This is a genomic window from Brevundimonas sp. KH_058 (assembly GCF_057838505.1).
Genome location: NZ_CM174469.1, coordinates 980,107 through 996,329, shown reverse-complemented (window position 1 = coordinate 996,329; position 16,223 = coordinate 980,107). Strand labels below are relative to the sequence as shown.

The 16,223-nt window shown below is 67.0% G+C and carries 20 protein-coding genes; 14 read left to right on the top strand and 6 right to left on the bottom strand.

Annotated elements, in window-relative coordinates; translation table 11 throughout:
• The first annotated feature begins 111 nt into the window (after nt 1-111).
• Together AC3ISA_RS04710 and bamJ are read left to right on the top strand one after the other, a co-directional pair.
• Nucleotides 112-1,314, top strand: coding sequence for a threonine ammonia-lyase (locus AC3ISA_RS04710; protein WP_489179555.1), 1,203 nt, complete (start codon nt 112-114; stop codon nt 1,312-1,314).
• Nucleotides 1,295-1,810, top strand: coding sequence for a BamJ family beta-barrel-assembly machinery protein (gene bamJ / locus AC3ISA_RS04705; protein ID WP_489179554.1), 516 nt, complete (start codon nt 1,295-1,297; stop codon nt 1,808-1,810). Before AC3ISA_RS04710 ends, bamJ begins: the two co-directional genes overlap by 20 nt.
• A gap of 345 nt (nt 1,811-2,155) precedes the next feature.
• Here bamJ and queG read toward each other — a convergent pair whose 3' ends face one another.
• A complete protein-coding gene (gene queG / locus AC3ISA_RS04700; protein WP_489179553.1) occupies nt 2,156-3,274 on the bottom strand; it encodes a tRNA epoxyqueuosine(34) reductase QueG in 1,119 nt (372 codons plus the stop codon).
• Nucleotides 3,275-3,666: 392 nt separating this feature from the next.
• Between queG and AC3ISA_RS04695 the strand changes: the two genes are divergently transcribed.
• On the top strand, nt 3,667-4,203 hold the full coding sequence (locus tag AC3ISA_RS04695; protein ID WP_489179552.1) for a hypothetical protein: 537 nt from the start codon (nt 3,667-3,669) through the stop codon (nt 4,201-4,203).
• Nucleotides 4,204-4,308: 105 nt separating this feature from the next.
• Here AC3ISA_RS04695 and fzlA read toward each other — a convergent pair whose 3' ends face one another.
• Entirely contained in the window at nt 4,309-4,995 is a 687-nt protein-coding gene (gene fzlA / locus AC3ISA_RS04690; RefSeq protein WP_489179551.1) for an FtsZ-binding protein FzlA, read from the bottom strand.
• Between the two features lie 61 nt (nt 4,996-5,056).
• Nucleotides 5,057-6,058, bottom strand: a complete 1,002-nt coding sequence (locus AC3ISA_RS04685; protein ID WP_489179550.1) for a cation diffusion facilitator family transporter — start codon at nt 6,056-6,058, stop codon at nt 5,057-5,059.
• 131 nt (nt 6,059-6,189) lie between these two features.
• Between AC3ISA_RS04685 and AC3ISA_RS04680 the strand changes: the two genes are divergently transcribed.
• The 10 genes from AC3ISA_RS04680 to accD all read left to right on the top strand — a co-directional run bounded on the left by AC3ISA_RS04680 (nt 6,190) and on the right by accD (nt 13,494).
• On the top strand, nt 6,190-6,990 hold the full coding sequence (locus AC3ISA_RS04680) for an undecaprenyl-diphosphate phosphatase (RefSeq protein WP_489179549.1): 801 nt from the start codon (nt 6,190-6,192) through the stop codon (nt 6,988-6,990).
• A 38-nt stretch (nt 6,991-7,028) separates the two neighbouring features.
• Nucleotides 7,029-7,940, top strand: coding sequence for a class I SAM-dependent methyltransferase (locus AC3ISA_RS04675; RefSeq protein WP_489179548.1), 912 nt, complete (start codon nt 7,029-7,031; stop codon nt 7,938-7,940).
• Between the two features lie 38 nt (nt 7,941-7,978).
• Nucleotides 7,979-8,683, top strand: a complete 705-nt coding sequence (locus AC3ISA_RS04670) for a pseudouridine synthase (protein ID WP_489180074.1) — start codon at nt 7,979-7,981, stop codon at nt 8,681-8,683.
• An 18-nt stretch (nt 8,684-8,701) separates the two neighbouring features.
• Nucleotides 8,702-8,965 (top strand): type II toxin-antitoxin system Phd/YefM family antitoxin, encoded by a 264-nt coding sequence (locus AC3ISA_RS04665; protein ID WP_489179547.1) that lies wholly within the window; start codon nt 8,702-8,704, stop codon nt 8,963-8,965.
• A complete protein-coding gene (locus AC3ISA_RS04660) occupies nt 8,962-9,375 on the top strand; it encodes a type II toxin-antitoxin system VapC family toxin (protein WP_489179546.1) in 414 nt (137 codons plus the stop codon). The genes AC3ISA_RS04665 and AC3ISA_RS04660 overlap by 4 nt, the downstream gene beginning before the upstream one ends.
• On the top strand, nt 9,372-10,010 hold the full coding sequence (locus tag AC3ISA_RS04655) for a phosphoribosylanthranilate isomerase (protein WP_489179545.1): 639 nt from the start codon (nt 9,372-9,374) through the stop codon (nt 10,008-10,010). The genes AC3ISA_RS04660 and AC3ISA_RS04655 overlap by 4 nt, the downstream gene beginning before the upstream one ends.
• A gap of 77 nt (nt 10,011-10,087) precedes the next feature.
• Nucleotides 10,088-11,290: a tryptophan synthase subunit beta gene (gene trpB, locus AC3ISA_RS04650; protein WP_489180073.1), complete on the top strand. Its 1,203-nt coding sequence runs from the start codon at nt 10,088-10,090 to the stop codon at nt 11,288-11,290.
• Nucleotides 11,287-11,754: a hypothetical protein gene (locus tag AC3ISA_RS04645; protein ID WP_489179544.1), complete on the top strand. Its 468-nt coding sequence runs from the start codon at nt 11,287-11,289 to the stop codon at nt 11,752-11,754. Before trpB ends, AC3ISA_RS04645 begins: the two co-directional genes overlap by 4 nt.
• Nucleotides 11,751-12,593, top strand: a complete 843-nt coding sequence (trpA, locus tag AC3ISA_RS04640; RefSeq protein ID WP_489179543.1) for a tryptophan synthase subunit alpha — start codon at nt 11,751-11,753, stop codon at nt 12,591-12,593. The genes AC3ISA_RS04645 and trpA overlap by 4 nt, the downstream gene beginning before the upstream one ends.
• Nucleotides 12,594-12,603: 10 nt before the next feature.
• Nucleotides 12,604-13,494: an acetyl-CoA carboxylase, carboxyltransferase subunit beta gene (accD, locus tag AC3ISA_RS04635; protein WP_489179542.1), complete on the top strand. Its 891-nt coding sequence runs from the start codon at nt 12,604-12,606 to the stop codon at nt 13,492-13,494.
• On the opposite strand, the gene AC3ISA_RS04630 is transcribed toward accD, so the two are convergent.
• On the bottom strand, nt 13,449-13,892 hold the full coding sequence (locus AC3ISA_RS04630) for a DoxX family protein (protein ID WP_489179541.1): 444 nt from the start codon (nt 13,890-13,892) through the stop codon (nt 13,449-13,451). The two genes, accD and AC3ISA_RS04630, sit on opposite strands and share 46 nt — an antisense overlap.
• Nucleotides 13,893-13,928: 36 nt before the next feature.
• Here AC3ISA_RS04630 and AC3ISA_RS04625 point away from each other — a divergent pair, with 36 nt between their 5' ends.
• Complete coding sequence (locus tag AC3ISA_RS04625; RefSeq protein ID WP_489179540.1) at nt 13,929-15,215, top strand: bifunctional folylpolyglutamate synthase/dihydrofolate synthase; 1,287 nt, start codon at nt 13,929-13,931, stop codon at nt 15,213-15,215.
• 179 nt (nt 15,216-15,394) lie between these two features.
• Here the strand turns inward: AC3ISA_RS04625 and AC3ISA_RS04620 are convergent, their stop codons facing one another.
• Nucleotides 15,395-15,592: a hypothetical protein gene (locus AC3ISA_RS04620; RefSeq protein ID WP_489179539.1), complete on the bottom strand. Its 198-nt coding sequence runs from the start codon at nt 15,590-15,592 to the stop codon at nt 15,395-15,397.
• 72 nt (nt 15,593-15,664) lie between these two features.
• Nucleotides 15,665-16,000 (bottom strand): thioredoxin, encoded by a 336-nt coding sequence (trxA, locus tag AC3ISA_RS04615; protein ID WP_489179538.1) that lies wholly within the window; start codon nt 15,998-16,000, stop codon nt 15,665-15,667.
• Nucleotides 16,001-16,223: the final 223 nt, after the last annotated feature.

The following is a 16,223-nucleotide window of genomic DNA, read 5'->3' as shown; positions in this document are numbered from 1 at the left end:
GCTCGACTTCCACGGTCAAGATGCCTGCCTCTGGACCCAGGCTCAGCAACGCGCGACACAGGCCCGACAACGCGTCCATTCGTCGAGGCGCGACAGCTCGGAAACGCCCGCATGACCGTCACCTTCGCCGACATCCAAGCCGCCCGCGCCCGTATCGCAGGCCAGGTCGACCACACCCCGACCCGCTATTCCCGCAAGCTGTCGCAGCTGACCGGGGCCGAGGTCTGGGTCAAGTTCGACAACCTGCAATTCACCGGCAGCTTCAAGGAGCGGGGCGCCCTGAACCGGCTGCTGATGCTGACGCCGGACGAGCGCAGGCGCGGGGTGGTGGCGGCCAGCGCCGGTAACCACGCCCAGGCCCTGGCCTATCACGGCGGACGGCTGGGGGTGCCGGTGACCATCGTGATGCCCGAGGGGACGCCCTTCGCCAAGATCAACGGCACCCGGTCGCACGGGGCCAGGGTGGTGATCGAAGGCCTGGACTTCACCGGCTCGACCGAGGCGGCCCAGCGGCTGGAGGTCGAGAAGGGCTATGTCTTCGTCTCGGCCTTCGACGACGCGGGCATCGTGGCGGGCCAGGGGGTCTGCGCCATCGAATTCCTGGAAGATGCGCCGGACGTCGAGGCCCTGATCATCCCCATCGGCGGCGGCGGGCTGATCGCCGGCTGCGCCATTGCGGCCAAGGCGATGAAGCCGGACATCAAGGTGTTCGGGGTCGAGGCCGCGCGCTATCCGTCCTTCACTGCGCGCCGGGCCGGTCTGCCGCCGGTCTGTACCGGCCAGACCATCGCTGAGGGCATCGCCATCAAGGCGGTGGGCGACATCCCCTTCGCCCTGGCCGACCCGCTGGTGGACGAGGTCTTCGTCTGCGAGGAGGCGGACTTCGAACGGGCCGTGGCCCATTACGTCACCTATGAGAAGACGGTGTCCGAGGGCGCGGGCGCCGGCGGCCTGGCGGCCCTGCTGGCCTATCCCGAGCGGTTCAAGGGGATGAAGGTCGGGCTGGAGCTGTGCGGCGGAAACATCGACGCGCGGATGCTGGCCGTGGTGCTGAACCGCGAGATGGTCCGTGAACGGAGGTTGCTGGTTTACCGCATCCTGGGCGACGACCGGCCGGGCATGCTTTCGGCCATGGCGGCGGTGATCGGCGGCCTGGGCGGCAACATCATCGACGTGGTCCACAACCGCCTGGCGCTGGACGTGCCGGCCAAGGGCGCCGAGTTCGACATCATGGTCGAAACGCGCGATAGCGCCCACGCCGACGAGATCGGCGAGGCCTTGAAGGAACGCGGCTATGAACTTCGGATGGGGTAAGGCGGCAATCGTCGCGGCCTTCTTGCTGGCGGGCTGCGGCCAGGCCGAGCCGGTCGATCCGAACGCGGGCAAGGTCGAGGCGGTCGCCTTCATGGCCGAGAACGCCAAGGCCGAGGGCGTCGTGACCCTGCCCAGCGGCCTGCAATACAAGGTGGTGCAGGCGGGGCCGGCGAGCGGCGTCAGCCCGGACCGCAACGACCTGGTCAAGGTCGATTACGAGGGTAAGCTGGTCGACAACAGCGTGTTCGACAGCTCGTTCGCGCGCGGGGCGCCGGCGGTGTTCACGCCCGAGGAAGTGGTCAAGGGCTGGACCGAGGCGCTGCAGAAGATGCGCGTCGGCGACGAATGGCTGCTCTATGTGCCGCCCGAGCTGGGCTATGGCGAGCGGAGCAGCCCCAAGATCCCGGCGAATTCGGTGCTGATCTTCCGGCTGAAACTGCTGGACGTGGCCAAGGTGCCGGGCGGCGGATCGGGTGCGGCGACGGCGATGGGGTGATGGCTGCCGTCTCCTCCCTGCGAAGCGGGGAGGTGGCGCGGCGCGTCTTCGCGTCGTGACGGAGGGGTTCTGAACCGCATCACCAGCGTCTGTGGGACTTCAAGAGCCCCTCCACCGCTACGCGCCCCCCTCCCAGTGAAGCGGGGAGGAGATGAAAAGTGCACTGCGAATTTTTTGAGTGCACTTTGGTGCAGATTTTTGCGAGCGGCTTGCAGTCCTGTCGTTGGGCGGATGTCAAAGACCAAGGCGGCATCATAACCCAGCGCGTATGGGCGATAAGGTAGCGGTCGCTGGTCCGCTTCAAAGCATTGAAATTGCTTATGTTTGGCGCGGCAAATACGCTGGCTAGGTCGTTTCGAGCTGCCGCCATTCCACCAATACCTGCGGATCGATCTCGTCCGTCGCGCCGGCCAGGGTCGCGAATTCGCCGGGGGATGTCAGTCGCGACAGGGCCCAGACGGCGGCGCCGCGCACCAGGGGCGAGGGATCGGCCAGCAGGGCTTTCGTCGGGGGAATCAGGCTTGCGTCGCCCGAGTTGCCGACGGCGTAGAGGACGTTCCGCAGGAAGCGGTCGCGACCGATCCGCTTGACCGGGCTCTTGGTGAACAGGGCGCGGAAGGCGGCGTCGTCAAGCGTCAGCAGGTCGTGCAGCCGGGGGCTTTCGAAGGCCTCGCGCGGCAGCAGGCGGATCTCGCGCGCTTCCTGGGCGAACTTGTTCCACGGACAGACCGCCAGACAGTCGTCGCAGCCATAGATGCGCGATCCGGTCAGGGTGCGGAACTCGACCGGCCAGGGGGCGGCGAATTCGATGGTCAGGTAGGACAGGCAGCGCCGGGCGTCGAGCTGGAACGGGGCGGGAAAGGCCTTGGTCGGACAGGCGTCGAGACAGGCGGTGCAGCGGCCGCAGTGTTCGGTCTCGGCCGCGTCAGGTTCGATCTCGGCGGCGGTCAGGATCGTTCCTAAAAACAGCCAGTTGCCGTGGGTGCGGCTGAGCAGATTGGTGTGTTTGCCCTGCCAGCCCAGGCCGGCGCGCTGGGCCAGGGGTTTCTCCATCAGGGGGGCGGTGTCGACGAAGACCTTGATGTCGGCGCCGTTGCGGGCCGCGATCTGGCCCGCCAGCTGTTTCAGCCGACCCTTGATGACCTCATGATAGTCGTCGCCGCGCGCATAGACCGAGATGTATCCGGCCGAGCGGTCGGCCAGTTGCTCCAGCGGATTCTCCTCGGGGCCGTAGTTCATGCCCAGGACGATGGCCGTCCGCGCCTCGTCCCACATGGCGGTGGGGTGCTGGCGGCGATCCAGCGTCGTTTTCATCCACTCCATGTCGCCATGCCGACCCTCGTCCACGAAATGCCGCAGCCGCTCGCCCGCCGGCCAGGCGTCCGCCGCCGAGGCGAACCGGCAGACATCGAAGCCCAGCTCGGCCGCGCGCTGGCGGATGAAGGTTTTCAGGCGGTCGGACACGGGGCGGGGGATAGCACGAAATCGGATGACGTCGGGGCGAGACGCTCTTCACTTTCGTCATTCCGGGGAGGCGGACCAAGAGGCCTTTCGCCCGGAATGACGAAAGATGTTTCACGCGTAAACCGAGCCAATGTCGCCCTTTGCGGCGAGAGAACAAATGGCCGGAGGTCATCTCCTCTTAATAATCAGTAGGCAATCTTGAGTTTTAATCCGCCCAACTCAGAATCGGGCGTAATTCTGTGGCGAGGGTGCCGATGACCTTGATCTCTAGCATGACGACTGTGTCCACGGCTGCAGCCAGCAAGGGTGCTGTGGACCCGAGTATCAAGGCAGTCGTAGACGAGCTACACGACGACTCTGGCGCTGTTAGTGCTAGACGAAAGGCTGAGATTATGAATGAATTCTATTCGAAACGAATAGATATGAGCTCAAGCAGCAAAGCCACTCAAGAATACAAAAACTCCTTGGGGTCATCTAGCTTCTACAAACGCGGCAGCGAGTTGAGTATGAATATTAACTCGCAGATAGCTGCGCTCGTAGATGTGCCGCATAAAAGCTCTGATACATTCACCCTTCAACTTGATTTCTTCAAATCGCTTTCCGAAGACGATAAGGTCGCTTTCGCAGCCCGAAAAGGCGAAACACCAGAAGACTGGCAAGCGACAATGGAGGCGCGTCTCAAGCTGGCCAATCGCATTGAGGCCGCACAGGCAGGCGGGGAACTGGGGCTGGACGGGAGTCCGACAGGCAAGGCGAGCGCTGCGCTCAGCCTGCTGATCGAGATGAGCGATGCTTTCGATAAGATGGAAAAGACCGACAAGGCCGCAGTCAACGCCTGGACGCGCTCGGTCAATGAAACCTTTGATCGACCATCCGCTGTCCGCGTCGATCTATCTGATGAAGCCAAAGCCTATCTGAATCGCCAATAGGTCATCTTAAAGCGCCTTTTGCAGGAACTGGAGGCATTCCCTCCGCTGGGTTCCGGGTCTCCGCTACGCTGCGCCCGGAATGACGAAAGGTGTTTTTCCTTCGCCTCAGAAATCCAGATCCGCATACCAGGCCGACGGAGGCACGCCGACGAAGCGGTCCGCCAGCAGGGGGCGGAAGCAGGGGCGGGATTTGAGCTTGGAGTACCAGGTCTTCAGCCCGGGCCAGGTCTTCCACTGAATCTCGCCGAAATAGTCGAGGACCGACAGGTGGGCGGCGGCGATGAGGTCGGCCTGGCTGAGGCGGCGGCCGGCCAGCCAGTCGCGGGCGGCGACCAGATCCTCCATCATGGCGAGGTGGGCTTTCAGGGCGTCGCGACCCTCGCGCAGGGCGCGCGCCTCGGGTGGGCCGAGCTTGAGCAGGGGTTTCTCCATCCGCTCGTGCAGCAGGACGGAGTCCACGTCGTCGGTGAAGCGGCGCTCGAACCAGCCGGTCAGGCGGCGCGCCTCGGCCCGTTCGCCGAGGTCGGCGGGCAGCAGCAGCGGCCCCTTCTGCTGATCCTCGATCCAGCCCAGGACGGCGGGCAGTTCGCACAGGACCAGAGGACGGCCGCGATCCATCGTCTGGATCACCGGCGGCAGGCCCGACGGATTGAAGTCGTTGACCGGGCAATCGTCCTCCCACGGACGAACCGGCGTGTCGGTCCATTCGATCCGCGCCTCGCCCAGGGCCAGGCGCGCGGCGCGCGAGGCGGGCTGGAAGGCGAAGTGGAAGAGAACGCAGGGGTCGGCCATCAGGGGTTGATGCGCCCCGACCCGTTAATGCGCGTTTACTGCATTGAAATTGGACGCAAGGTCAGGACCACGGGCCCTTTGGCGCGGGGCCGGTAGGGGTCTCGACGGCTTTGGTTTCGGCCGGCGCCGCCGCAGGGATGACGGGCGTTTCCACCTGCGGACGGGCACGGCCGCGCGGGTCGGCGTGGATCAGGATGTCGGCGGCGGGATACTGGCTCAGCACCCGGTTTTCGGCCGCGACGACGATGGCGTGGGCGGCGTCAAGGGTCTGGTGGGCGTCCAGATCGACATGCATCTGGATCATCATCACCTGGCCGGCCATGCGGGTGCGCAGCTGATGCACGCCGAAGACTTGAGGATCGGCCAGGACGGCCTGGGTGATGGCGACGCGGTCGGCCTCGGGCACGGCGCGGTCCAGCAGGTGATCGGCGGCGACCTTCAACATGCCGGTCGCGCCCCAGAACAGCCAGACGGCGACGACGATGCCGGCCGCGGCGTCCAGCCCCGGCGCGCCCAGGAAGGCGCCCGAGATCACCCCGATCAGGACCACGACGTTTGCGGCCAGGTCGGCGGCGTAGTGGGCGCGGTCGCCGGCGACGGCGAGAGAGCCGGTCTTCTTCAGCGTCTGGGTCTGCATCCACACCAGCCAGGCGGTGATGGCGATGGCGACAACCATGATCCCGGTCGCCCAGAAGCCGGCGGTGACGGGGCGGGGGTCGAAGATGCGCTGCACCCCCTCCCAGCCGATGAAGATTGCGGAGGCGAACACCAGCCCGGCCTGGACAAGGGCGGACAGGGCCTCGCCCTTGCCGTGGCCATAGCGGTGGTCTTCGTCCGGCGGGGCGGCGGCCCAGCGCACGGCGAAGAAGGTGGTCAGGGACGCCGCCAGATCCAGCACCGAATCCGCCAGGGTCGCCAGGATGGAGACCGAGCCGGAGGCGCCGAGCGCAAAGGCCTTCATGGCGATCAGCACCACCGCGACCCCGACCGACAGGCGGGTGATGCGGCGGGTGGCCAGGTGGGCGTCTTCCAGAGGCGCAGGTGCGGGGGCGGGCGTCGTCATATGCGGCCTCTTCTCGCGCAATCATGGCGGAAAGCCAACCGCTCGCCATCCCCTCGCCTAATCGGGGATGGTTGGTCTAAGGGTGAGGCGAACCGGGCGCGTCGTGATCCCGGACCTGTTTCGGGGTTTTCATGTCGGACTGGCTGGCGGCCATCATCCTGGGTCTGGTCGAGGGGCTGACCGAGTTCATTCCGGTCTCGTCCACGGGCCATATGCTGCTGCTGGGTCATTTCATGGGCTTCGAGAGCGCGGGCAAGACGTTCGAGATCGTGATCCAGCTGGGAGCGCTGCTGGCCATCGTCAGCATCTATTTCAAAAAGCTGTGGAGCCTGGCGACGCGCTGGCCTTTCGACCCGGAGGCGCGGCGGTTCCTGATCGGCCTGCTGGTCGCCTTCGCGCCCGCAGCCGTGGTCGGCTATTTCGCCTATGAATACATCAAGACGGTGCTGTTCGAGACGCCGCAGGTGGTGTGCGTGGCTCTGATCGTCGGGGGGGTGATCCTGCTGGCGCTGGACCGGATGGACAAGCGGCCCAAATGGCTGGACGCCGAGGCCTATCCGATGCGGATCTATTTCCTGATCGGCCTGTTCCAGTGCCTGGCGATGATCCCCGGCGTGTCGCGATCCGGCGCCACCATCGCCGGGGGGCTGCTGCTGAAGACCGACAAGCGGTCGGCGGCCGAGTTCAGCTTCTTCCTGGCCCTGCCCACCATGGGGGCGGCAGTGGCCTATGACCTGTTGAAGAACCACAAGACGCTGGATTTCAGCGACGTGGGCCTGATCGCCGTAGGCTTCGTCGTGGCCTTCATCTCGGCCCTGGCGGTGGTGCGGTTCCTGCTGGATTTCGTGTCCAAGCGCGGCTTCGGCGTCTTCGCCTGGTGGCGGATCGGGGTCGGGGTCGTGGGACTGGTGCTGCTGCAGGCGGGGTTCTGAGGCTGGTCCCCGACGCCTTCACCCTCTAAGGGCGGGGCATGACCACGCTTCTCTATGGCCGTCCGCCTGTCGTTTTCGATCCGCCGGGTGATGCGACCCAGACCTCGCCCCTGATCCCGGAGTCCGCCGCGCTGGAGGCGCAGCACGCCGGCTCGGCCGATACGATCATGATCTACGCCCCGCCCGGCGTGCTGGAGCGGCGCTATGTCCTGGCCTTGGCGCTGAGGGCGCTGAAAGTCGGCGGACGGCTGGACGTGATGGCGCCCAAGGACAAGGGTGGGTCGCGCCTGGGCAAGGAGCTGAAGGCGTTCGGCGTCGAGGTCGCCGAGACGGCCAAGGCCCACCACCGGCGCTGCATCGTCTTCAAGCCCGAGACGGCGCAGGGGCTGGATACGGCCATCGACGCCGCCATCGCCGCGGGCGGGCCGCAGTTCGTGCCAGGGCTGGAGGCCTGGTCTCAACCGGGGATTTTCGCCTGGGACCGGATCGATGCGGGCTCGGCTCTGCTGGCCGAACACCTGCCGCCGATGAAGGGCGAGGGGGTCGATCTGGGCTGTGGTTACGGAGCGCTGGCGACGGTCGTTTTGCGGTCGCCTGCGGTGACCAGGCTGAAGCTGGTCGATCTGGATCGCCGCGCCATCCGCGCCGCGCGCGAGAACGTGACGGACGAGCGCGCCAAGGTCTGGTGGTCGGACGCCCGCACCCTGGAGGCCAAGGGCGACAAGGATTTCGTGGTCAGCAATCCGCCCTTCCACGACGGTGGCGCCGAGGACCGGCGGCTGGGCCAGGCCTTCATTCGCAAGGCGGCGGAGCTGATGAAGAAGGGCGGCGTCGCCTGGGTCGTCGCCAACCGACACCTGCCCTATGAGGCGGAACTGAACGCGGCGTTCAAGCGGGTGCGGCTGGTGGCGGAAGCGGGTGGATACAAGCTGTTCGAGGCGGTGAAGTGAAAACTCCGACGTCGAGGGTCGATCGTCTGCTGGGCTCGATGGGCTATGGCTCGCGGGCCGAGATGGCGCGGATGGCCAAGGCGGGCGGGATCGTGCTGGACGGGGCGGACCTGACGGATGTGTCCAAACGCATTCCGGTGACGCGCGACCTGCCGACCCGGATGGAGATCGACGGCGAACCGCTGGACCCCGTGCAGGGGCTGGTGATCATGCTGAACAAGCCGCTGGGCATGACCTGTTCGCACAAGGAAGAGGGGGCGCTGGTCTATGACATCCTGCCGGGGCGGTGGCGGGCGCGCGATCCGGCCATTTCGACCATCGGGCGGCTGGACAAACAGACGACGGGCCTGCTGCTGCTGACCGACGACGGCGACCTGCTGCACCGGGTGATCTCGCCCAAGCGCCATGTGGCCAAGGTCTATCGCGCCGGGCTGGCGCGGCCGCTGGTCGGGACGGAAGGCGCGTTGTTCGCCTCAGGCGAGCTGGTGCTGGAGGGCGAGGACAAGCCGCTGGCGCCGGCGGTGCTGGAGGTCGTGACGCCGACCGAGGCCCTGCTGACGGTGACGGAGGGGCGCTATCACCAGGTGCGGCGCATGTTCGCCGCCGCCGGAAACCACGTCGAGACCCTGCACCGCGAGCGTATGGGCGGGCTGGCCCTGCCGGCCGATCTGGCGCCGGGGCAGTGGCGACTGCTGAGCCAGGACGAGATCGGGTCGATCTTCGAGGAACCGACCGGGGCCTGATTGGACATTTGGCGGCAGATGGCTATCTTGATGGCCATGTCCAGCTATTCCGTCGCCGAAGCCAAGAACAACCTGCCCAAGCTGCTGGATCGCATGCTGGCGGGAGAGGCCGTGACCATCACGCGGCGTGGCGTGCCGATCGCGCGGCTTGAACCGACGCAGGAGACAAAGCCGACGTCGGGGCCGATCGATATGGCGTGGGTTGAGAGGGTGCGGATCAAGTCCAAGTCGCCCATCGACTCCGTCACGCTGATCCGGCGCATGCGGGACGAAGAGATTTGACTGTTTATCTCGACACCAGCGTTCTGGTGTCTCTGTTCCATACCGACAAGCACACGCAGCGGACATCGACCTGGATTGCCGACATTGACGATTTCGTCCTGAGCAGTTGGGCGCTGGCCGAGTTTTCCTCGGCCTTGGCGGTCAAGGCGCGAATGCGCCATTTGCTCGACAAGGAGCGGAGGTCGTTCGAACGCGTGCTTGACCAATGGTTGACGGGCCGGATCGTGCTGTCGGTGGTCGATGGCGACATCGTAGAGTCGCGCGCCATGCTCAGGGCGGACACAAGATTGCGGGCGCCCGACGCCGTGCATTTGGCCGTCGCCGCCAGACACGGCTGCGTCGTGGCGACACTGGATGAGGATATGGCCGCGGTAGGTCGCGACATCGGCATGACTGTGATCGTGCCATGACGGCCATCAAGATCTGCGGCCTTACGACGGCGGACACTCTGGACGCCGCGCTCGACGGCGGGGCGGACTTCGTGGGGGCGGTGGTGTTTCCCAAGAGCCCCCGACACATCGCGCCCGAGGCGGCGGCCGGCCTGTTCGAGCGGGCGCGGGGGCGGGCGAAGATCGTGGCGGTGACGGTCGATCCCGACGACGCGCTGTTGGACGAGATCGCGCGGGTGTTGAGGCCCGACTTCATTCAACTGCATGGGGCCGAGACCCCGGCGCGGGCGGAACGGGTGCGGGCGCTGACGGGGGCGGGGGTGATCAAGGCCCTGCCGATCCGGCATGGGGACGACTTCGCCGCCGCCGCCGAATGGGACTATCACGCCGATCATCTGATGTTCGACGCCAAGCCGCCGGAGGGGTCTGTGCTGCCCGGCGGGGTGGGGCACAGTTTCGACTGGACCCTGCTGGCGGACCGGGCGTTTCGCCATCCGTGGTTCCTGGCGGGCGGGCTGAACCCGGACAATGTGGCCGAGGCGCTGAGGATCACAGGCGCGCCGATGGTGGACGTGTCCTCTGGCGTGGAAAGCGCGCCGGGTGTTAAGGACGCCGACCGGATCGCGGCCTTCATCCAAAACGCGCGCCGGTCGTAATTACGACGCCTCTCCGCGTGAAAGTCGAACCCGTGAACGCCCAGACCCCCATCCAAGCCCCCGATCCCGCCCAGCCGTTGTCGAACGCCTACGCCTGGCCGGACGCGCAGGGGCGGTTCGGTCCCTATGGCGGGCAGTTCGTGGCCGAGACCCTGATGCCGCTGATCCACGAGCTGGACGCGGCCTATAAGGCGGCCAAGGCGGACCCCAGCTTCCAGGCCGAGCTGGACAGCTTCCTCACCCATTATGTCGGTCGCGAGAGCCCGCTTTATTTCGCCGAGCGGCTGACCGAGCATTTCGGCGGGGCCAACATCTGGCTGAAGCGCGAGGATCTGAACCACACGGGCGCGCACAAGATCAACAACTGCATGGGCCAGATCCTGCTGGCGCGGCGCATGGGCAAGACGCGCATCATCGCCGAGACCGGCGCGGGTCAGCACGGCGTGGCGTCGGCGACCGTGGCTGCGCGGTTCGGTCTGCCCTGCACCGTCTATATGGGCGCGGTGGACGTGGAGCGGCAGCAGCCGAACGTGTTCCGCATGCGTCTGTTGGGATCGGAAGTCTTCTCCGTCACGGCCGGGGCCGCGACCCTGAAGGACGCGATGAACGAGGCGATGCGCGACTGGGTCACCAATGTCTCGGACACCTATTACATCATCGGCACGGCGGCGGGTCCGCACCCCTATCCGGCCATGGTGCGCGACTTCCAGTCGGTGATCGGCAAGGAGATCAAGACCCAGTCAATGGCCCGGATGGGCAGGCTCCCGGACGCCGTGGTCGCCTGCATCGGCGGCGGATCGAACGCCATCGGCGCCTTCCATCCCTTCATCGAGGACGAGGCCGTGCGGCTGATCGGGGTCGAGGCGGCGGGGCACGGGCTGGATACGCCGGACCATGCGGCGTCGCTGAAGGGCGGCCGCTCAGGCGTGCTGCACGGCAACCGGACCTATCTTTTGCAGGACGAGGACGGCAACATCGTCGAGGGGCATTCGATCTCGGCCGGGCTGGACTATCCCGGCATCGGGCCGGAGCATGCCTGGCTCCACGACATCGGCCGGGCCGAATATCGCTCGGCGACCGACAATGAGGCTCTGGAGGCCTTCCAACTGTGCTCGAAGCTGGAAGGTATCATTCCGGCGCTGGAACCGGCCCATGCTCTGGCGCGGACGGGCGAAGTGGCGCGCGAAGTCGGCAAGGGCGGGGACGTCGTCCTGCTGATGTCGGGCCGCGGCGACAAGGACATCTTCCAGGTCGCCAAACATCTGGGAGTGGAACTGTGATCCGTAGCCTTCTGGCGGCGACCGCCGCGCTCGCCCTGTCCACCGCCGCCGTTCAGGCCCAGACGCCGGCTCCGGCTGCGCCGCAAGGCGGCCCAGCCGATGTCGGTCTGCTGCCCGGTGCGGAGCTGTCGGCCGATTGCGGCGGGCTGAACAATCTGACAGGCCGGGCGTATTGCGTGACGGCGCAATTGGGACAGATCGGCGCCTTGGCCGACGCCTATATCGCCGACCTGGCGTCCAAGAATTGGCTGGCGGCGGGCGGCGACGAGAACCGCGTGGTCTTCATCAAGCGCCGCGAGGCCGGCGGCTGCGACGGCATGCAGATGGTCGCCTTCTACGACACCACCAAGACCGCCGTCGCCGAACTGCCCGCCTATCTGGGCTTCGCCACCATTCCGGGCGACGTGTGCGCGGCCGCTGCTGCGACCCCGCCCGCCGCTCCCGCCGGATCGCCGCAACAATGACTACCGCCCGTATCGACGCCCGTTTCGCCGCGCTGAAGGCCGAGGGCCGTGCGGCCTTCATTCCCTATGTGATGGGAGGCGATCCGTCGCGCGAGGAGGCGCTGGCGATCCTGAACGGCCTGCCCGCCGCCGGGGCGGACATCATCGAACTGGGCTTTCCGTTCAGCGACCCGATGGCCGAGGGGCCGCCGATCCAGCGGGCGGCGATCCGGGGTCTGGCGGCCGGGTTCGGGCTGCGTTCGACCATGGATCTGGCCAAGGAATTCCGCAAAGGCGACGACGCCACGCCGATCGTGCTGATGGGCTATCTGAATCCGATCGAGAGCCTGGGCTATGACGCCTTCGCCGCCTATGCGGCCGACTGCGGCATCGACGGGCTGATCGTCGTGGACTGCCCGCCGGAAGAGGCCGGTCCGCTGATCACGGCGCTGGACAAGGTGTCGATCTCGCTGATCCGCCTGGCGACGCCGACATCTGACGATGCACGGTTGAAGGTCGTGGTCCAGGGCACATCGGGCTTCGTCTATTACGTGGCGGTGGCGGGCGTGACGGGCGTGAAGGAAGCGAACGCCGATGTCGTGGCCCCGGCGGTGGAGCGGGTGCGCAAAGCCTCCGGCTTGCCGGTCGCGGTCGGGTTCGGGGTCAAGACGCCGGAACGGGCCGCCGAGATCGCGCGCGTGGCCGACGCCGTCGTGGTCGGTTCGGCCCTGGTGGACGAGGTTGCGGCGGCGCTGGCGGCGAACGAACCGGCCGCGCCGCGCGTTCTGGCCAGGGTCAAGGCGCTGGGCGATGCGGTTCGGTCCGTGCGCACTGGTGCATCCCTGGTGGAAACCGTCTAAGAGCCCGCCCATGGTCGACAAGAACAAACCTCAGGAAAAGCGCGGCGGCTGGCTGAGCCGTTTCGCGCCCGGTGTCCGCAAGATCGTGTCGCGCCGCGACACGCCGGACAATCTGTGGGTCAAGGATCCAGACAGCGGCGAGATGCTGTATCGCTCGGATCTGGAGGCGTCGCTGTGGGTGACGCCGTCGGGCCGTCACATGCGGATCGATGCGCCGACGCGCCTGAAGGCCACCTTCGACGGCGGCGTGTTCCAGGCCATCGATACGCCGGACGTGCCGGAAGATCCGCTGAAATTCTCGGACGGCAAGTCCTACAAGGATCGCCTGAGCGCGGCGCGCAAGGCGTCGGGCCGCAAGGACACCATGGCCATCGGCTATGGCGTGGTTGGCGGTCAGGACGCGGTCGTGATCGTTCAGGACTTCACCTTCATGGGCGGGTCGCTGGGCATGGCGGCGGGCGAGGCCTTCATCAAGGCCGCGCGCGAGGCCGTGTCCCGCAAGGTTCCGATGATCTGTTTCACCGCCGCCGGCGGCGCGCGGATGCAGGAAGGCGCCCTGTCGCTGATGCAGATGGCGCGCACCACACTGGCCATCGAAGAGCTGAAGGATGCCAAACTGCCCTATGCCGTGGTCCTGACGGACCCGACGACGGGCGGGGTGACGGCCTCCTACGCCATGCTGGGCGACGTACATCTGGCGGAACCGGGCGCCCTGATCGGCTTCGCCGGTCCGCGCGTGATCGAGGCCACCATCCGCGAGAAACTGCCGCCGGGGTTCCAGCGCGCCGAATATCTGCAGGAAAAGGGCATGGTGGACCGGGTCGTGACCCGCGCCGACCTGCCGCGTACCTTGGGTCAGATCCTCTCCATGCTGATGGGCGGCACGCGCGTCGCCGCCTGAGACCGCTTGAAGGGCCAGTCGATCGCGGTCGAGGCCCACAGGCACCACCAGACGATGACCGGCTGAAACAGCAGGCGCGGGCCGTGATAGGCCCATCCAAGCCCCGTGCCTGAGGTCAGGCCATCGACGGCGTGCTGGACGTTGGCGGGGTAAACGCAGACCGCATAGAGGGCCAGCGCCCATCCCGCGACGACGCGCAGGCGCGGGATCATCAGCCCCGCCGCGCCCAGCAGTTCGGCGATCCCCGTCAGCGCCACGACTAGCGCTGGGTCGGCGACCCAGTGCGGCGTGATCCGCACGAAGGGGCCGGGAACCATCAGATGCAGCACACCGGCGCCGAGGAAGACGGCCGCCAGGACGATGCGGGCCGCCGTTCTGATGTCCGGCCTGGAAGTCATGTCGCGGTTCTCGAAATCAGGGGCTAAAGGAGGCGGATGGATCCCGTCTCCGAACGTCTACGTGCGCGCCACCCCCAGCGGATCGACCTGTCGCTGGAAAGAATGCGCGTGCTGTGCGCCGCCCTGGGCGATCCGCAACACAAGCTGCCGCCGGTGATCCATGTGGCGGGCACCAACGGCAAGGGCTCTACGGTCGCCCTGATCCGCGCCATCGCCGAGGCGGCGGGCCTGAAGGTTCACGCCTATACTTCGCCCCATCTGGTGCGGTTCAACGAGCGGATTCGTCTGGCGGGAAAGCTGATCGAGGACGAGGCGCTGAACGCCATCCTGGACCGGATCGAGGCGGTCATGGCCGAGACGAACAGCGAGGCCACGGTGTTCGAAAGCACGACCGCCGCCGCCTTCCTGGCCATGTCCGAGACGCCCGCCGACCTTGCCATCATCGAGGTGGGTCTGGGCGGAGTGCTGGACGCGACAAACGTCATTGAGCGGCCGCTGCTCAGCGTCATCGCCCCGGTGGATTATGACCATGCGGAGTTCCTCGGCACGGATCTGGCGGCCATCGCCTCGGAAAAAGCGGGTGTGCTGAAGGCCGGGGCGCCGGCCGTGATCGCGCGCCAGCGCGAAGAGGCGATGGCGGCCATCGAGCGCCGCGCCGCCGACGTCCATGCGCGGCTGACCGTGCTGGGAGTCGATTTCGACGCCTGGGCCGAGCGGGGCGGGTTGGCGTTCCAGACGGCCGAACTGTTCATGGACCTGCCGGCGCCGGCGCTGGCGGGCGCGCACCAGATCGACAATGCGGCCCTGGCCGTGGCGGCGGCGGTCGAGCTGGACCTGCCTGAAACCGCGATCGCCGAAGGGCTGAAGGCCGTGCGCTGGCCCGCACGGCTGCAACGGATTTCGGCCGGACCTTACGGCGAGGCGGCGCGGGCGGCCGAGGCCGAGCTTTGGCTGGACGGGGGGCACAATCCCCACGCCGCAAAGGCGCTGGCGGCGTTTCTGGCCGAGCGTCAGGCGCGCGCGCCGCGTCCGCTGGCCCTGATTTGCGGCATGCTGTCGAACAAGGACGCGGGCGGCTTCTTCGCCGCCCTGAAGGACAGCCACGCGACGGTCTTCACCGTCGGCTTCGACGGGGCGGCGGCCGATCCCGTCGCTCTTGCGGCTGTGGCGCGCGGGCATGGACTGGCGGCGACGCCGGCGGGATCGGTGAGCGATGCGCTGGACCTGGCGCTGCGTCTCGGCGCCGGCCGCGTGGCGATCTGTGGGTCGCTGTATCTGGCGGGCGAGGTGCTGGGGGCCAGTCGAGAGACCTGGCCGGTTTAAGCACTGGCTTCTCCCTCCCCCTGCGGGGGAGGGTGGTCGAGCCGAAGGCGAGACCGGGTGGGGGCGGCAGGGCGACGCCCCACGGACTTCTCTTTAGCCAAGCAAGTGCGGCCTTGCCGGGCCGCCCCCACCCCGTCGCTGCGCGACGACCCTCCCCCGCAGGGGGAGGGAAAATGTGCTTACTTGCTCATCCAGGGGCGCGACTTGCCGGCGGCGATCCGGGCGTTCTGTTCGCGCTGGAACCGGCCGCCGCGAGGGGCCTTGGGTCTGCCGTCTAGCGCCGCGTTCTTCAGGCGCAGGGCGCGCTGGACGGAGGTTTCCCCGGGAATCTCTTCGTCAGAAATCGGGGCGGGGATCGGGGGGTCTTCGTCGCTCATGATGGCATCCTAGCATGAAAACGCCCGCCGGTCGGGACCGGCGGGCGTTTGATCTTCACAGGTAGATAAGGATCAGGCGTCGGCCTTGACGCCGGCTTCTGCCAACCATTCGACGATCTTGCCCTTGGGCATGGCGCCGACCTTCATCGAGGTCATCTGGCCGTCCTTGAACAACATCAGCGTCGGGATGCCCTTCACGCCCAGCTTGGACGGGGTCATGGGGCTGTCGTCAATGTTGATCTTGGCCACGGTGACCTTGTCGCCCAGTTCGTCGGCGATCTGTTCCAGCGCCGGGCCGATCTGTTTGCAGGGGCCGCACCATTCGGCCCAGAAATCCACCAGCACGGGGGTGGAGGATTTCAGGACGTCGGCGTCGAAGCTTTCGTCGGTGACTTTTACCGTCGCCATAAATGGCTCCTTGGGGGGCTAGCGCTCGGCCCGCGGGGCCTCGCTGCTTGAGCGCGAATGGGGGTTGGCCGGATGCGTCCGGGTTCGGTTGAAGATGTGGGAGCGAATCGCGGGCAATTCAACTCCCGCCGTCACACCCTCTCTCCGTCCGTCATCCTCGGGCTCGACCCGAGGATCGGATGTTCCGTCGCTCGTGCGAAGACGGCTACGCACAGCCCGATCG

What these genes read in the sequence shown, in the direction of transcription:
- AC3ISA_RS04710 (WP_489179555.1), top strand. Translation starts at nt 112, where the DNA reads ATGACCGTCACCTTCGCCGACATCCAAGCCGCCCGCGCCCGTATCGCA.
- bamJ (WP_489179554.1), top strand. Translation starts at nt 1,295, where the DNA reads ATGAACTTCGGATGGGGTAAGGCGGCAATCGTCGCGGCCTTCTTGCTG.
- AC3ISA_RS04695 (WP_489179552.1), top strand. Translation starts at nt 3,667, where the DNA reads ATGAATGAATTCTATTCGAAACGAATAGATATGAGCTCAAGCAGCAAA.
- fzlA (WP_489179551.1), bottom strand. Translation starts at nt 4,995, where the DNA reads ATGGCCGACCCCTGCGTTCTCTTCCACTTCGCCTTCCAGCCCGCCTCG.
- AC3ISA_RS04685 (WP_489179550.1), bottom strand. Translation starts at nt 6,058, where the DNA reads ATGACGACGCCCGCCCCCGCACCTGCGCCTCTGGAAGACGCCCACCTG.
- AC3ISA_RS04680 (WP_489179549.1), top strand. Translation starts at nt 6,190, where the DNA reads ATGTCGGACTGGCTGGCGGCCATCATCCTGGGTCTGGTCGAGGGGCTG.
- AC3ISA_RS04675 (WP_489179548.1), top strand. Translation starts at nt 7,029, where the DNA reads ATGACCACGCTTCTCTATGGCCGTCCGCCTGTCGTTTTCGATCCGCCG.
- AC3ISA_RS04670 (WP_489180074.1), top strand. Translation starts at nt 7,979, where the DNA reads ATGGGCTATGGCTCGCGGGCCGAGATGGCGCGGATGGCCAAGGCGGGC.
- AC3ISA_RS04665 (WP_489179547.1), top strand. Translation starts at nt 8,702, where the DNA reads ATGGCTATCTTGATGGCCATGTCCAGCTATTCCGTCGCCGAAGCCAAG.
- AC3ISA_RS04655 (WP_489179545.1), top strand. Translation starts at nt 9,372, where the DNA reads ATGACGGCCATCAAGATCTGCGGCCTTACGACGGCGGACACTCTGGAC.
- trpA (WP_489179543.1), top strand. Translation starts at nt 11,751, where the DNA reads ATGACTACCGCCCGTATCGACGCCCGTTTCGCCGCGCTGAAGGCCGAG.
- accD (WP_489179542.1), top strand. Translation starts at nt 12,604, where the DNA reads ATGGTCGACAAGAACAAACCTCAGGAAAAGCGCGGCGGCTGGCTGAGC.
- AC3ISA_RS04630 (WP_489179541.1), bottom strand. Translation starts at nt 13,892, where the DNA reads ATGACTTCCAGGCCGGACATCAGAACGGCGGCCCGCATCGTCCTGGCG.
- AC3ISA_RS04625 (WP_489179540.1), top strand. Translation starts at nt 13,929, where the DNA reads ATGGATCCCGTCTCCGAACGTCTACGTGCGCGCCACCCCCAGCGGATC.
- AC3ISA_RS04620 (WP_489179539.1), bottom strand. Translation starts at nt 15,592, where the DNA reads ATGAGCGACGAAGACCCCCCGATCCCCGCCCCGATTTCTGACGAAGAG.
- trxA (WP_489179538.1), bottom strand. Translation starts at nt 16,000, where the DNA reads ATGGCGACGGTAAAAGTCACCGACGAAAGCTTCGACGCCGACGTCCTG.